Below are 14,441 nucleotides of genomic sequence, written 5' to 3' on the forward strand. Positions count from 1 at the left end.
ACAGTGACGGGGTGCCCGACACAGTGATTACCGGCCCGACCGCCCAGACGACCGACCCCGAGGCGTACAAGGCGCTGCACGCCGACGCCACCGCGTTGCTGGAGGGTTGGCAGCCGACCAGCCCGGACGCGGCCGGCGCGCGGGACCGAACCCTCGCGCTGCTCGCCGTCGGCCCGGTCGCGATGAGCCGGCAGCACCGCCCCGGGCATGTCACCGCCAGCGCGTTGGTGCTGGACTCCACCGGCTCCCGGGTGCTGCTCTGCCTGCACGTCAAGTTCGGGCGTTGGGTGCAGCTCGGCGGGCACTGCGAGCCGATCGACCAGACCCTCGTCGCCGCGGCGCTCCGCGAGGCCACCGAGGAGTCCGGGATCGCCGGCCTGCGCATCGACCCGGTGCCGATCGACGTGGACGTGCACCAGGTGCAGTGTCAGGGCGGCTCGGCGCACCACGACGTCCGGTTCGCGGTTATCGCCCCGCCCTCGGCTGTGGAGCAGGTCAGCGACGAGGCCGAGGAGCTGGGCTGGTTCCCACCGGACCAGCTGCCCGAGCCGCTGGCCGGCGGGACCGCCCACCTGATCGCACCGGGCCTCGCCGCCCTCAGACGTAGCCCTCTTCGCCTCGCTCCTTGAGCTCGTCGACCAGGGCCTTGACGTCCTGCGCCCGGTCGCGCGGGCAGACCAGCACCGCGTCCGGGGTGTCCACAACGATCAGGTCGCGCAGGCCGAGCACGGCCACCAACCGACCCGACTGCGGGACGACAACGAGGTTGCTGCTGTCCCGCAGCAGCACGCCCGGCTTGGCCTCGGTGCCGAGCACCACGTTGCCCGCGTCGTCGGTTGCCAGCACGTCGCCCAGGGTGTGGAAGTCACCGACGTCGTTCCAGCCGAAGTCGCCCGGCACCGTCGCTACCCGACCCGCAGTGGCCGCACCCTCCATCACCGCGTAGTCGACGGAGATCTTCGGCAGGGTCGGCCAGATCGCGCCCAGGACGTCGTCCTGCTCCGGGGTGCCCCAGGCGGCGGCGATCGCGGCGACGCCGGCGTGCAGCGCCGGCTGCTGGCGGGCCAGTTCGGCGAGGAAGACGTCCACCCGCCACACGAACATGCTCGCGTTCCACAGGTGCCGGCCCGAACGGACGTACGCCTCGGCGACCTCGGCGGCCGGCTTCTCCTTGAATTCGGCCACCGGCCGCCACGGCACACCCTCGGTCGGATCGCCGGTCTCCAGGTAGCCGTAGCCGGTCTCGGCGCGGGTCGGAGTGATCCCGACGGTCATCAGCATGCCCTGCTCGGCCCCGCGGACCGCCTCCTGAACCGTGCAGACCCAGCTGTCCGTGTCGCGGATCAGGTGGTCGGCCGCGAAGCTGCCCATCACCGCGTCCGGGTCCCGCGCCGAGATCACCGCGGCGGCCAACGCGATCGCTGCGCAGGAATCCCGGGGGGAGGGCTCGACCAGGATGTTCTCCTCCGGCAGCACTGTCAGCTGCCGTGCCACCGCCGCGACGTGCGCGGCACCGGTGACCACAAGGGTCCGATCCGGTGTGGTCAGCGGCGCGAGCCGTTCGACTGTCGCCTGAAGCAGCGAGGCGCTGGTGCCGGTCAGCGGGTGGAGGAACTTGGGATGGCCAGCGCGGGACAACGGCCACAACCTCGTGCCACTGCCACCTGCCGGAATGACCGCATAGAGCATCCGCACATCATGCCCGACGTACCTGCCCAAAGTGGCACGGGTCACCCGCAGTGGTGCGGAGGGTCAGGAACGGGCGCGACTCCACGCCGCGATGTGCACCTCGGCGCTGGACTCCCAGGTGAACTCCTTGGCCCGGTCGAACCCCGCCTTCGCCAGCGACAACCGCCGCTGCTCGTCGTCGAGCAGGGCGGCCAGGTCGGCGCCGATCTGCTCCGGGTCCTCCGAGGTGTACGCGACAGCGTCGCCGCCCACCTCGGGCAGCGAGAGCCGGGGCGTGGTCAGCACCGGCGCGGCGCACGCCATCGCCTCCAGGATCGGCAGCCCGAACCCCTCGCCGTAGGACGGGTAGGCAGCGACCAGGGCACCGCCGAGGAAACCTGGCAGGTCGGCGTAGCGCAGGTAGCCGGGGCGCAGCAGACGCAGGTGCGACGGCACCTCGGCCACCGCCCGGTCGATGTCCTCGTCGTGCCCCTGCCCACCGGCGATCACCAGGGCCGGCGGGTCGACCCGGTCAGCCACCGCCCGCGCCCACCCACGGATCAGGTTGGGCACGTTCTTCCGAGGCTCCTTGGCACCGAGGAACGCGACGTAGCTGCTGTTGCCCAGCCCCAGACGCGCACGTACCCGAGCCTTCTCCTCCTCGGTGGGAGCGTGGAAGGCAGCCTGGTCGACGCCGTGGTAGGCCACGTCGATCCGCGTCGGATCGGCGTCGAGCAGCCGGATCAGCTCGTCCCGGGTGGCCTTGCTGGGCACTATCACCCGGTCGGCGCGGCGCAGCGAAGTCTTGATGGCGCTGCGGAAGAACGTGCGGCGCGACTTGTCGTAATGCTCCGGCTCGGTGAAGAACGTCGCATCGTGCACGGTGACCGTGACCGGGCACCCGGCCCGCAGCGGGCAGGTGTAGAAGGGCGAGTGCAGCACCTCTGCGCCCACCTGCTGGGCGAGCAGCGGCAGGCCGGTCTGCTCCCAGGCGAGCCGGGCCGGGCGGTGCGCCACGGCGGCCGGAGCCGGGATGATCTCCGCGCCGGGCAGCATGCGGGTGTACCGCTCCAGATCGGTGCGGAGGCTGACCACCGCCAGCTCCACCCCCGACCCGCACACCTTGCCGAGGGCGCCGAGCAGACCGTCGACGTATCGACCGACACCACCACGGTCGGTGGGGACACTCGTGGCGTCGATGAGCACGCGGGGCGGGCGACCGGCGGTCACGGGGCGACTCCTTGAACTGGCGGGCCTGTGGGGAACAACACTCCGGGGGTAAAGCCTACGCCGGGGCGCGGGGCCGACGCTGACTGCGACCCGACGGTACGCCGACTTGTCATCGTCATCGAGTACGGCCCGCACTGGCGTATCGTTCGCGCCGATGGCCGACAACATTGCCCGGGTGTTCGCCGACGCGATCGCGACCGACCCGACCCGACCGCTGCTCACCTGGTACGACGACGCCACCGGCGACCGCACCGAACTCTCCGGCGTCACGTTGGCGAACTGGGTGGCGAAGACCGCCAACCTCCTCGTCGACGAGGTCGGCCTCGCGCCGGGCACCCCGGCCGGCGTGCTGCTGCCGCCACACTGGCAGACCGCGGCGGTGCTGCTGGCCTGCTGGTCGGCCAAGCTGAGCGTCGTCGACACGCCGGGCGACGTGGGGGTGCTCTTCGCCGCCGTCGACCAGTTCGACGAGGCGCAGTCCTGGTCCGCCGACGAGCGGTACGCCCTCGGGTTGGCTCCGCTCGCCGCCCCGCTCCGGCAGGTGCCGCCCGGGTTCGCCGACTACGTCGTCGAGGTACGCGGGCACGGTGACCACTTCACGCCGCAATCCGGCCCGGGCCCCACCGACGCGCACCTGCTGGGTCGCGCCGAGGCCCGCGCCACCGAGTTGGGCATCCTCCCCGGCGCCCGGGTCCTCATCGACGCGGCCCGGTACCCCGACCCGGTCGACTGGCTGCTGGCCCCGCTGACCCAAGCCGCCACAGTGGTCCTCTGCGCCAACCAGGACCCGGCCCGCCTGGCCGCCAGGCTGACCGCAGAGAAAGTCACCCACCCCCTCCCCTGACCCTCCCTGCCCCACCCCCCTGCTCCCGCGATCTTGCAGTTTCGGTTGCCGAGATGCGCGGAATGCCCCTTATCTCGCGGCAGAAAGTGCAAGATCGCGGGGGTCAGGGCGGGGGTTAGGGGCGAGGACGGCGTTGGGCGAGGACGGCGAAGGCGGTCAGGGACTCGGGGTTGACCAGGGCGCCCTTCGCTGCGGCCTGGTCGACAGGGGTGCCGGTGAGGATCTTCTTGACCGGCACCTCCAGCTTCTTCGCCGAGAGGGTGCGGGGCACCGAACGCACCTGGTGGATCTCGTCGGGCACGTGCCGGGGTGAGAGCGCCGTGCGCAGTTCACGGCAGATCTTCGCGCGCATCGGGTCGTCCAACTCCAGACCCTCGGCCAGCACCACGAAGAGCAGCAGCTCACCTGCGCCGCCCTCGTCGTCCTCCAGGTGCACGACCACCGAGTCGAGCACCTCGTCGAGCCCTTCCACCACCGAGTAGAACTCGGCGGTGCCGAGGCGCACCCCACCACGGTTGAGGGTGGCGTCGGAGCGGCCGGTGATCACGCAGCCGCCCCGCTCGTTGATGGTGATCCAGTCACCGTGCCGCCAGACGCCCGGGTAGACGTCGAAGTACGCCTCCGCGTAACGGGTGCCGTCCGGGTCGTTCCAGAAGCCCACCGGCATGCTCGGCATCGGTTCGGTGATCACCAGCTCGCCGAGTTCGCCGATGACCGGCGTGCCGTCGGCGGAACGCGCCTCCACCTTGGCGCCCAACGCCCGGCAGGCGATCTCACCGGCGTACACCGGCAGCAGCGGCACCCCGCCGACGAAACCGGTGCACACGTCGGTGCCCCCGGAAAGCGACTGGAGCTGGACGTGGTCGCCGACGGTCTCGTACACCCAGCGGAAGCCCTCGGCGGGCAGCGGCGCACCGGTGGAACCCACGCCGCGCAGCGCCGACAGGTCGGCGACCTCCCGGGGGACCAACCCGGCCTTACGGCAGGCCAACAGGTACGGCGCGGAGGTGCCGAAGTACGTCGTCCCGGTCTCCGCCGCCAGCCGCCACAGCCCGCCGAGGTCAGGCTCGGCCGGCCGGCCGGGCTCCGCCCGGACTCCCGGGTTGCCGTCGAAGAGCACGATGGCCGCCCCCACCGCCGGGCCGGAGACCAGGAAGTTCCACATCATCCAGCCGGTGGTGGTGAACCAGAAGAACCGGTCGGCCGGGCCCAGGTCGTGGTGCAGCGCGAGCATCTTCAGGTGCTCCAGCAGGATGCCGCCGTGGCCGTGCACGATCGGCTTCGGCAGCCCTGTGGTGCCCGAGGAGTACAGCACGTAGAGCGGGTGGTCGAACGGCACCGGCGTGAACGTCAACGGCTCGTCGGTGGGCGCGGCCAGTTCGGCCCAGCCCAGCGCGCCCTCGGGTGCGGGGCCCACCGGGTCGAGGTAGCCGATGCTGACGGTGTGACGCAACGACGGCAGGGCGGCCCGGATCGCCGCGACCTCGGCACGCCGGTCCACCGGCTTGTCGCCGTACCGGTAGCCGTCCACTGCGACCAGCACCGTCGGTTCGATCTGCTGCCAACGGTCAGTGACGCTACGGGTGCCGAACTCGGGCGCGCAGGACGAGAAGATCGCGCCGAGGCTGGCGGTGGCCAGCAGCAGGACGTACGTCTCGGCGATGTTCGGGGCGTACGCCGCCACCCGGTCACCGGCGGTGACGCCGAGCCGGCGCAACCCGGCCGACACCCGGCGGACCTGCTCGCGCAGCTCAGCGGCGGTCAGCGTGACCGGCGCCCGGGTCTGCCCGTGCGCGATGACCACCGGGTCGTCGTCGGCGCGGCCCGGCATCCGCAGCACGTTCTCGGCGTAGTTGAGCCTGGCGTCGGGGAACCAGCGCGCGCCGGGCATCCCCCGCTCGGCGAGGGTGGCGCTCGGCGGTGTGTGCGCGATCACCTCGAAGTGGTCCCAGACCGAGCGCCAGAACCCGTCCAGATCGGTGGTGGACCAGCGCCACAGCGCGTCGTAGTCGGCGAAGTCCAACCCGCGGTGCTCCCGCAGCCAGCGCAGGTAGGCACCGATCCGGGACCGCTCGCGTACGTCCGCCGGCGGCGTCCACAGCATGTCACCCACTGCTCCACCCTCCCCCTGGCCCGACACGACACTGTGACTGGGCCGTGGCGCCATCTTGCCCTACCTCGAAGCGCCATTCTGCGCACCGGGTAGGCCAACCGACGCGTGCCCGTCCCACACTGCGACCCGCCACCTCATGTGGGTCAGCCGGCGCGGTGGGCCTGGATGGCGCGGCGGCGGGCGAGGCGGTGCGCGCGGCGGATCTCCGCCTCCTTGTACCGGCGCTCGTCCTCCGCCGTCTCCGGCAGCACCGGGCGGACCGCCCGCGGCGCCCCGCCCACGTCCACGCCGACGAACACCAGGTACGCGGTGGCCACCCGAACCGGCGCGTCCTCGGCCGAGTCCCACCGTTCGGCGACCACCCGTACGCCCACCTCCATGGAGGTCTGGCCGGTCCAGTTCACCTGGGCGTGCGCGTGCACCAGGTCGCCGACCCGGACCGCCTCGGAGAAGACGATCTCGTCGATCGCCGCTGTCACCGCGGTCCCGCCGCTGTGTCGGGCGGCAGCGGCCCCGGCCACGTCGTCGACGAACTTCATCAGAACCCCGCCGTGCACGGTGCCGTAGAGGTTGACGTCCACCGCAGTCATGATCTTGCTGAGAGTGACGCGCGAGTACGACGTCGGCTTGCCGGTTGGAGCGGCGGAGAGGTGCTCAGTCATGTCGAAAACGGTACGGTGCGCGGATGCGACATCTCTGGAGCTTCCTCGCCGGGCTGGTGGTGGCGCCCATCACCTGGGTGCTGGTCACACTGGGGCAGGACGGGTCGAGCCGGACGGTCGACCGCTGGGTGGAGATCGGCACGTTCAACACCGCCAACCTGATCGAGCCGGCCGTGTACCTCGGTGTCGGCGGTGTCCTGCTGGGCCTGCTCGGCACGCTGCGCTTCTCGCCGTTGGGCCCGTTGGTGGCCGGTGCGCTGCTGGTCACCCCGTACATCGGGATGTTCGTGGCGCCCTTCTCGGTGCGGGACGCGATCCCGCACGAGTGGAAGGTGTTCGGCGATCCGTTGCCGCTGCGACTGCCAGTGGAGAACGGCACGCTCTTCCTGCTCGGCCTGCTGCTGCTGATGGCGACCTTCAGCCAACAGCGTTGGCGGCAGTGGCCGAGCCCGGCGACCGAACCCGCTGCGGCACCCGCCCCCGCGTCGGACGGAGGCCCCCGCAACGACGACTTCACGTTGACCGACTGGCCGGCCCCCGCGCCCGCCGAGCGTGACACCACGCCCCTCACTCTGGGTTACCCGGCCGACTCGACGCCGACCGAGCCGCTGCCCCGCCGGGTGGGTGGCGAATCACCCTGGTCCGCCCCACCGCGCGGCCAACCGCGCCCCGAGGACACCACCGAGATCCGCTGATCGTCGGGGCGGGCCGGTGAACCGGCCCGCCCCTTTCGTCTCTTCCGGGCTGATGCAGCGCGACCGCTCTTTTGGGCCGGTGCAGCGCGACCGCTCTTCCGGGCTAGTGCAGCGCGACCGCCAGATCCGGGTCGACGCTGCCGAGGCTGGCACGGGGAACCACGAGGAGCATGACGATCAACGCGGCGGCCATGCCACCCGCTATGACGATCGCCATCGGTACGCTCCCGGTGCCGAACAGACCGGCCAGTGGCGCCGACACCGCGCCGATGCCGAACTGCACCGCGCCGAGCAGCGCCGCAGCGGTGCCAGCGGCCTCGCTGTGCCGGCTCATGGCCAGCGCCGGCGCGTTCGGCAGGGCCAGGCCGGCGGCGGCCAGGACCAGCCACAGTGACGCGAGCAGCGTGCCCAGGCCGCCGACGCCGGTCGCCGCGAACATGATCAGCAGCAGGCCGGCCGCCGTTCCGGCGATCAGGGCGCTGACCAGAATCTGCTGCGGGGTGTAGCGGCGCAGCAGCCGAACGTTGAACTGGGTGGCCCCGATCAGGCCCACCGCGCCGGCCCCGAAGGCGATGCCGAACTGCTGCTCGTCGAGGCCGTACTCCTGCTGGAGCACGAACGACGAACCCGAGACGTACGCGAACAGGGCCGCCATCGCCAGCCCGGCGACCAGCACCAGGCCGACGAACGCCCGGTCGTTGACCAACCCCCGGTAGTCGCGCAGTGTGGCGCGTACCCCGCCGTGCCGCCGACGCGCCACCGGAAGGGTCTCCGGGAGCCGGAGAGCGGCCACGACGATCAGCAGCGCGCCCAGCACCGCCAGCGCCGCGAAGACGCCCCGCCAGTCGGTCCAGCTCAGCAGGCCGCTGCCCAGCGTCGGCGCGAGGATGGGCGCCAGGCCCATGACGAGCATCAGCCGGGAGAAGATCCGGGCGAAGGAGGCCCCGCTGAACAGGTCGCGGACCACTGCCGTCGCGACCACTGTGGCGGCGGCGACGCCGAGCCCCTGGAGTACGCGCAGCCCGCCGAGCACACCGATGTTGGGCGCGAAGACGCACAGCACGGACGCCACGATGTGCGCGGCCAGCCCGGCCAGCAGCGGCACCCGCCGACCGACCACGTCGGAGAGCGGCCCGATCAGCAGTTGGCCCAGCGCGAGGCCGACCAGCGTGCCGGTCAGCGTCAACTGCACAGCGGTCTCGGTGGTCTCCAGGCCCGCCGTGATGGCGGGTAGCGCGGGCAGGTACATGTCGATGGTCAACGGCCCGATCGCGATCAACGCGCCCAGCACGAGGACGAGTTGTGCCCGCTGACGGTTGGTCATCAGGTCGCCGGGCAGCACTTCTTGCGCGACGGCGGAATCGCGTCCGGTCTTCTCCACCAACTGCTTCATCATCTCGATCTCTCTGCGGGGCGCGTCGTCACAAGCGGCGGCGCGGGGCGTCACCGCGACCGCGTGGACGTGGCGGCACGGTGTGGGATGGCCGACGGTGGGCAGCGTTGATGTGACGAGGCAGGGTCGTGGCGGGGGCGGCTGGGTGGGGCGATGATCCGAGGGTGATCCTCTCGCTCGGCAACACCTCGGCGGCGGGTGACGTTCCCGGTGTGTGGGGAGTCACCCCGCCCCGCCCACCCGATCCGAATGTGACCGGGGTCACAGCGAGATCAGAACCGGGGCCGGGGTACGCGTCGTCTTGCCTGGTGTGAAACGAAGTCTGGACGGGCTCGACGAGGGTGAACTCCTTCGCCGCGTCGCTCGGGGCGACCGGCGCGCGTTCGACGCGCTGTACCGGCGTACCGCCCCGTGGTTGACAGCGCGACTGCGTCGACGCTGCGCCGACGAGGACGTGGTGGCCGAGGTGTTGCAGGAGACGTACCTGGCGGTCTGGCGGTCGGCCGGCAGCCAGGCTCAGTCCTCCACCTCCGGCAGCGCTGTGGGCTGGTTGTGGACGATCGCCGCGCACCGGCTGATCGACGCGTTCCGCCACCGGGCCCGACGGGAGCGGGTCCCGACGGTGCAGACCTTCGAGACGGTGGCCCCGGCGGCCGAGGACGAGGCGCTGGCCGGCGGGATGGACGCCAACCTGGAGCGTGCCCTGCACGAGCTGCCGGCGGAACTCCGTCAGGTGCTGCGTTCGATGGTCCTCGACGGGTTGACCGCGCGGGAGACCGCTCTGCTGCTCGGCATGCCGGAGGGGACCGTGAAGACCCGGGCCCGACGGGCCCGAATCGCCCTCCGGGAGGCGCTGTCATGACCACTCACCCGACGCCCACCCTGATCTCCCAGTACGCCTCCGGTGCTGCCGGTGTCGACGACACCACCATCTGGGCGGTCGAGGCGCACCTGGAGACCTGCGCCGCCTGCCGAGCGGTGCTCACGGACGCCGTCGACCCGGGCACCCGGGACCTGCTGGACCGGGTGGCCGACGGCATCGCCACCGGAATCGCCACCGGCCCGCCTCCGGTGCCCCGTCGCCGGCTGCTGCGCACCGGGGTCGCCGCCCGGGTGCTGCCCTGGCTGGTCACCGCCACCGGGTTGATGCTGGCCGCGGTCCTGTTCGAGTGGACGTTCAACAGCCTGCCGTCGCTGGTGCTGCTGATCGCGCCAGTGGCGCCGCTGCTGCCGGTGGCCGCGGTCTGGAGCCGGCGCCTCGACCCGGCCTGGGAACTGACGGCCACCATGCCCCGCACCGGCCTGCCGCTGCTGATGCGTCGCACGTTGGCGGTGCTGTCGACGGTCATACCGGTGCTGGCGGTGGCGGGCTGGGTCACCGGTCACTCCCCCGGCCTCTGGTTGCTGCCCGCCCTGGGGTTCACCGCCGGCGCGTTGGCACTGGGCACCGTGGTGGGGGTCGACCGCGCCGCACTCGCGTTGACCGTCGTCTGGTCCACCGGTGTGGTCGTGCCGAGCCTCGCCGACGGGCGACTTCCGACGGTCCTCAGCGGCGGCAGCCTGCCGGGGTGGGCGCTCGCCACAGTGGCGCTGACGGCCGTCGTACTCGTTCGAGCCTGGCGACGGCCGCACGAACCGCACCAGAACCTTCTGCACCGATGACGAGATCGAGCCACTGCCGAATGGAGAGATCATGATGCGTACGGTCAGCGTGGCCGAGACCGCCCCGTCCACCTACGCGTGGGCGGTGCACGCCGAGAAGTTGCAGGTCCGGGCCGGCCGGCACCTCGCCGTCGACCAGCTCGACCTGAGGTTGGGCACCGGTGTGCACGGGCTGCTCGGCCCCAACGGCGCCGGCAAGACGACGTTGATGCGAGCCCTGGCCACCGTGTTGAAGCCGGCCGGTGGGCGGCTGGCCCTGCTCGGCGGCGAGGTCACCGGCAACGCCGACCTCCGCCAGGTACGCCGCGGCCTGGGCTACCTGCCGCAGCACTTCGGCTTCTACCCGCGCTTCACGGTCCGGGAGTTCGTCGAGTACATCGCCTGGCTCAAGGAGATGCCGAAGGCTGTCATCCCTGGCGCGGTGCAGCGGGCCGTCGAACGGGTGGGCCTGACGGAGCGCGCCGACTCCCGGATGAAGACACTGTCCGGCGGGATGCTGCGCCGCGCCGGCATCGCCCAGGCGATCGTCAACGACCCGGCGGTGCTGCTGCTCGACGAGCCGACTGTCGGCCTGGACCCGGAGCAGCGCCTCGACTTCCGCGAGCTGCTGCGGGAGATCGGCCTGGACAGCTGCGTACTCGTCTCCACCCACCTGGTCGAGGACGTCGCGGTGGCCTGCTCCGACGTGGTGCTGATCAGTGAGGGCCGGTTGGTGTGGCAGGGCACCACGGGGCAGTTGACCGAGCAGGGTGGGGCCGGCGACGCCGGTGACAGCGCCGCCGAACGTGGCTACTCGTCGGTGCTGCGCGCCTACCGTGAGCGGGTGTCGGCATGACGGGACGCATCCTCCGCATCGAACTGCGCCGCTCGGCGGCGCTGGGCACCGCCCTGTTGATACTGGTGAGCGGCGCGGTGTTGCTGCTGTCGTCCACCCAGTTCTTCGCGGGGCGCTGGATGCAGCTGGCGGTGATGGCCCGGTCGCTGCTGATGGTGCTGCTGCCGCTCGCGCTGGCCGGCGGGGCGTGGATGGGCCGGCGCGACGCGCGCCACCGCGTCAACGAGTTGTTCGCCAGCACCGTGCGGCCTCGGTGGCAGCGCGTCGCCCCGACCGCCGGCGCTCTCGCGGTCTCGGTGGTGACCGCGTACCTCCTGGTCTTCCTCATCGCGGCCGGATGGGTGGTGCCGACGTCGAACTACTTCCCGAGCGCGACGATCGTCGTCGTCGCGGTCGGCATTCCGGCGCTGATCGCCGCTGGTTGGCTGGGCATGGCCGCCGGCCGAGCCGTACCCCGGGTGATCACCGCGCCGGTCCTCGCCGTGGTCGGCTTCGTCCTGGTGGGGCTGGTGCCGGAGTTGGCCACGTCGCCCGCCACGGGCCCGGGCCTCACGCAACTCCCCCCGGAGCCGGCGGCCGTGCTGCTCGTGCCGGCGATCACCGGCCTGGACGACTTCCAGACGATCGCGACGCGGGTCAGCCTGCTCCAGGCGCTGTGGCTGGTGTCCCTCGCCGCGACCGGCCTGCTGCTGCTCGGCGCGGTGCGGCGCCGCGCGATCGCGTTCGCAGTGCTGCCGGCGCTGCTCGGCGTCGCGGTAGCGCTGCCACTCCTGCCCGTCGGCGGAATCCGCGGGGCGGCTGTCGTCGACCCGGTCGCCATCGAGCTGGTCTGCGACAACGACGGCCCGCAGGTCTGCGTGACGCGGGCACACGCCGGGCTGCTGCCCGCCGTCGTCGGCCCCGCCCGCCAGGCGCTCGACATGATGGCGGCGAAGCTGCCCAACGCACCGGTCCGGGCGGTGGAGACCCAACAGGTCACTTACTGGGGGCAGCCGGACCTGGATGCCGGACCGGTCCGACACTCCGCCGACACGATCGTCTTCGACACCCCCACCATCGACCGCGTCGGCCGCGCCGACCTGTCCGGCGACTACTTCCTGCCGTCCCTGCTGGAGGCCGCCTGGCAGCAGGAGTGCGGCGACCAGTCGATTCGGGGCGACGTGTACCGGGCCCGGATGGTCGCCGCCGCCTGGCTGACCGGTCGACCGCCGGCCCCGCAGACCGGATGGGCACCCGAGGAGATGGCGCTGCTGAAGAGCGCGTACCAGTCGCTGGTGAGCCTGCCGGAGGTCGAGCAACGACGTCGGATGGCGGCGGTACGCGAGGGCGTACTGGCCTGCCGGGACGACGAGCTGGTGGCGATCCTGCCGGGAGATCAGCAGTGAGGTGGCTTCAGCTTCACCTGCGCTCCCGCCGGGTGCCCGTCGCCCTGACCACCGCGACCTCGTTGATCGCGCTGACCTGGGCCCTGTCGCTGGCCTACACCGACTCCACGACGATCAGCGCAAGGACGGCCAGCCTCGTCATCATGCTGGCGGTGGTCGCTGTCGGCACCACCCTCAACGGCGCCGACGACGCCCTGGACCACACGATGGCGGTCAATTGGCCGGTACGCCGTGCCGGGCACCTGCTGCTCGCCGCCGCCGCGATCACCGGGCTGCTGTCCCTCAGCATGATCACCGACACGCGCTACGAACCGTTCTCCCTCGTGCTGCGCAACACTGCGGGGCTGCTCGGGCTCACCGCGCTCGGCGCCACGGTGCTGGGTGCCGCCCTGGCCTGGATCGCCCCACTGATCTGGACCCTCATCGCGGTGCTGCCGATGATGGGGCCCAGCCAGGATCTGAAGATGCAGGTTGTCGGCTGGCTGATCCAACCCGCCGGGACCACCAGCGCCACCGCGTGCGCGGCCATCCTGGCGGTGACGGGTCTGCTGGCGTACGCCCTGCGGGGTTGCCCCGTGCGGCCGGTGAGCGAGACGGCCCCCAACCGGTGACGGGCGTTCCGGTGCTCCGGGATCCCCGGAGCACCGGAACCCGACCTAGACGACGTCGGCGAGCAGTTGCCGGGCCATGACGATCCGCTGGACCTGGTTGGTGCCCTCGTAGATCTGGGTGATCTTGGCGTCCCGCATCATCCGCTCGACCGGGTAGTCCCGCGTGTAGCCGTAGCCACCGAGCAACTGCACAGCGTCGGTGGTGATCTCCATCGCGGCGTCGGAGGCGAAGCACTTCGCCGCCGCGCCGAAGTAGGTGAGATCCGCGTCGCCACGCTCCGACTTGCCGGCGGCCGCGTACGTGAGCTGCCGGGCAGCCTCGAGCTTCATGCCCATGTCAGCCAGCATGAACTGGATCCCCTGGAACTCGGCGACCGCCTTGCCGAACTGGCGACGCTCCGCCACGTACCCCTTCGCGTAGTCGAGCGCGCCCTGCGCGATCCCGACGGCCTGCGCGGCAATGGTGACCCGGGTGTGGTCCAGGGTCTTCATCGCTGTCGCGAAGCCGGTGCCCTCCGCGCCGATCATCCGGTCGGCCGGGATCCGCACGTTGTCGAGGTAGACCTCGCGGGTGGGCGAGCCCTTGATGCCGAGCTTCTTCTCCGGCGCGCCGAAGCTCACCCCGGCATCGGACTTCTCGACCACGAAGGCCGAGATGCCCCGGGACCGGGCGGACGGATCGGTGACGGCGAAGACCGTGTAGAACTCGGACACCCCTGCGTTGGTGATCCAGCGCTTCACACCGTTGAGCACCCAGTGATCCCCGTCACGCACCGCCCTGGTGGTCATGGACACCGCGTCGCTGCCCGCCTCCGGCTCGGAGAGGCAGTACGAGAACATCGCGTCACCGGCCGCGACCGGCGTCAGGTAGCGAGTCTTGAGATCGGCGGAACCGGACAACAACAGCGGCATCGTGCCGAGTTTGTTCACCGCCGGGATCAGCGAGGAGGACGCGCAGGCGCGGGCCACCTCCTCGATGACGATGGCGGTGGCCAGCGCGTCCGCGCCCGCGCCCCCGTACTCCTCGGGGATGTGCGGTGCGTGGAAGTCGGCCGCTCGCAGCGCGTCGTAGGACGCCTTGGGGAATTCCCCCGTCTCGTCGGCCTCCGCGGCGTGCGGCGCCACCTTCGCGGCGCAGACCTCTCGCACGGCTTCCCGGATCGCCTGGTGCTCCTCGGGCAACCGGTAGACGTCGAACGACTCCCCTGCGGCCATCTCGACCCTCCCCTTCACCACTATCATGCGCAGTCTGTGACGACTCCTGACCGCCGACCGCGCAGACTGAAGACTAGCGACTGCAGTTCAGGTGATGTTACCGGCGCGTAGGTATGGGCAGGACGGTG

14 protein-coding genes are annotated in these 14,441 nt (G+C 71.7%); 8 read left to right on the top strand and 6 right to left on the bottom strand.

Annotated elements, in window-relative coordinates; translation table 11 throughout:
- Positions 1–11: 11 nt before the first annotated feature.
- Positions 12–629, top strand: coding sequence for an NUDIX hydrolase (locus MED01_RS35560; protein ID WP_308193383.1), 618 nt, complete (start codon positions 12–14; stop codon positions 627–629).
- On the opposite strand, the gene MED01_RS01050 is transcribed toward MED01_RS35560, so the two are convergent.
- Complete coding sequence (locus MED01_RS01050) at positions 598–1,689, bottom strand: mannose-1-phosphate guanylyltransferase (protein WP_238666635.1); 1,092 nt, start codon at positions 1,687–1,689, stop codon at positions 598–600. The genes MED01_RS35560 and MED01_RS01050 overlap by 32 nt on opposite strands.
- Before the next feature lie 63 nt (positions 1,690–1,752).
- Entirely contained in the window at positions 1,753–2,898 is a 1,146-nt protein-coding gene (locus tag MED01_RS01055; RefSeq protein WP_238666636.1) for a glycosyltransferase family 4 protein, read from the bottom strand.
- Positions 2,899–3,052: 154 nt separating this feature from the next.
- On the opposite strand from MED01_RS01055, the gene MED01_RS01060 reads away from it, so the two are divergent.
- Positions 3,053–3,742: a TIGR03089 family protein gene (locus tag MED01_RS01060; RefSeq protein WP_238666637.1), complete on the top strand. Its 690-nt coding sequence runs from the start codon at positions 3,053–3,055 to the stop codon at positions 3,740–3,742.
- Between the two features lie 115 nt (positions 3,743–3,857).
- Here MED01_RS01060 and MED01_RS01065 read toward each other — a convergent pair whose 3' ends face one another.
- Positions 3,858–5,855: an acetoacetate--CoA ligase gene (locus MED01_RS01065; RefSeq protein WP_238666638.1), complete on the bottom strand. Its 1,998-nt coding sequence runs from the start codon at positions 5,853–5,855 to the stop codon at positions 3,858–3,860.
- 143 nt (positions 5,856–5,998) lie between these two features.
- The gene (locus MED01_RS01070) at positions 5,999–6,517 is read right to left on the bottom strand and encodes an acyl-CoA thioesterase (RefSeq protein ID WP_091394150.1); all 519 of its coding nucleotides are present in this window, start codon (positions 6,515–6,517) and stop codon (positions 5,999–6,001) included.
- A gap of 23 nt (positions 6,518–6,540) precedes the next feature.
- On the opposite strand from MED01_RS01070, the gene MED01_RS01075 reads away from it, so the two are divergent.
- Positions 6,541–7,212, top strand: a complete 672-nt coding sequence (locus tag MED01_RS01075) for a hypothetical protein (protein WP_238666639.1) — start codon at positions 6,541–6,543, stop codon at positions 7,210–7,212.
- A gap of 103 nt (positions 7,213–7,315) precedes the next feature.
- Here the strand turns inward: MED01_RS01075 and MED01_RS01080 are convergent, their stop codons facing one another.
- Positions 7,316–8,608 carry a multidrug effflux MFS transporter gene (locus MED01_RS01080; RefSeq protein ID WP_238666640.1) on the bottom strand — a complete coding sequence of 431 codons (1,293 nt, stop codon included), beginning with the start codon at positions 8,606–8,608 and terminating at the stop codon, positions 7,316–7,318.
- 307 nt (positions 8,609–8,915) lie between these two features.
- Between MED01_RS01080 and MED01_RS01085 the strand changes: the two genes are divergently transcribed.
- The 5 genes from MED01_RS01085 to MED01_RS01105 are packed head-to-tail and all read left to right on the top strand — an operon-like array spanning position 8,916 to position 13,098.
- The gene (locus tag MED01_RS01085; protein WP_238666641.1) at positions 8,916–9,467 is read left to right on the top strand and encodes an RNA polymerase sigma factor; all 552 of its coding nucleotides are present in this window, start codon (positions 8,916–8,918) and stop codon (positions 9,465–9,467) included.
- Positions 9,464–10,267: a zf-HC2 domain-containing protein gene (locus MED01_RS01090; RefSeq protein WP_238666642.1), complete on the top strand. Its 804-nt coding sequence runs from the start codon at positions 9,464–9,466 to the stop codon at positions 10,265–10,267. The genes MED01_RS01085 and MED01_RS01090 overlap by 4 nt, the downstream gene beginning before the upstream one ends.
- Positions 10,268–10,301: 34 nt before the next feature.
- Positions 10,302–11,102: an ABC transporter ATP-binding protein gene (locus MED01_RS01095; protein WP_238666755.1), complete on the top strand. Its 801-nt coding sequence runs from the start codon at positions 10,302–10,304 to the stop codon at positions 11,100–11,102.
- Positions 11,099–12,487: a hypothetical protein gene (locus tag MED01_RS01100; protein WP_238666643.1), complete on the top strand. Its 1,389-nt coding sequence runs from the start codon at positions 11,099–11,101 to the stop codon at positions 12,485–12,487. Before MED01_RS01095 ends, MED01_RS01100 begins: the two co-directional genes overlap by 4 nt.
- Positions 12,484–13,098: a hypothetical protein gene (locus tag MED01_RS01105; protein ID WP_238666644.1), complete on the top strand. Its 615-nt coding sequence runs from the start codon at positions 12,484–12,486 to the stop codon at positions 13,096–13,098. Before MED01_RS01100 ends, MED01_RS01105 begins: the two co-directional genes overlap by 4 nt.
- Before the next feature lie 45 nt (positions 13,099–13,143).
- On the opposite strand, the gene MED01_RS01110 is transcribed toward MED01_RS01105, so the two are convergent.
- Entirely contained in the window at positions 13,144–14,313 is a 1,170-nt protein-coding gene (locus MED01_RS01110; protein WP_238666645.1) for an acyl-CoA dehydrogenase family protein, read from the bottom strand.
- Positions 14,314–14,441: the final 128 nt, after the last annotated feature.

Origin of the sequence: Micromonospora alfalfae, from assembly GCF_022230925.1 — a bacterium.
GTDB lineage: Bacteria > Actinomycetota > Actinomycetes > Mycobacteriales > Micromonosporaceae > Micromonospora > Micromonospora alfalfae.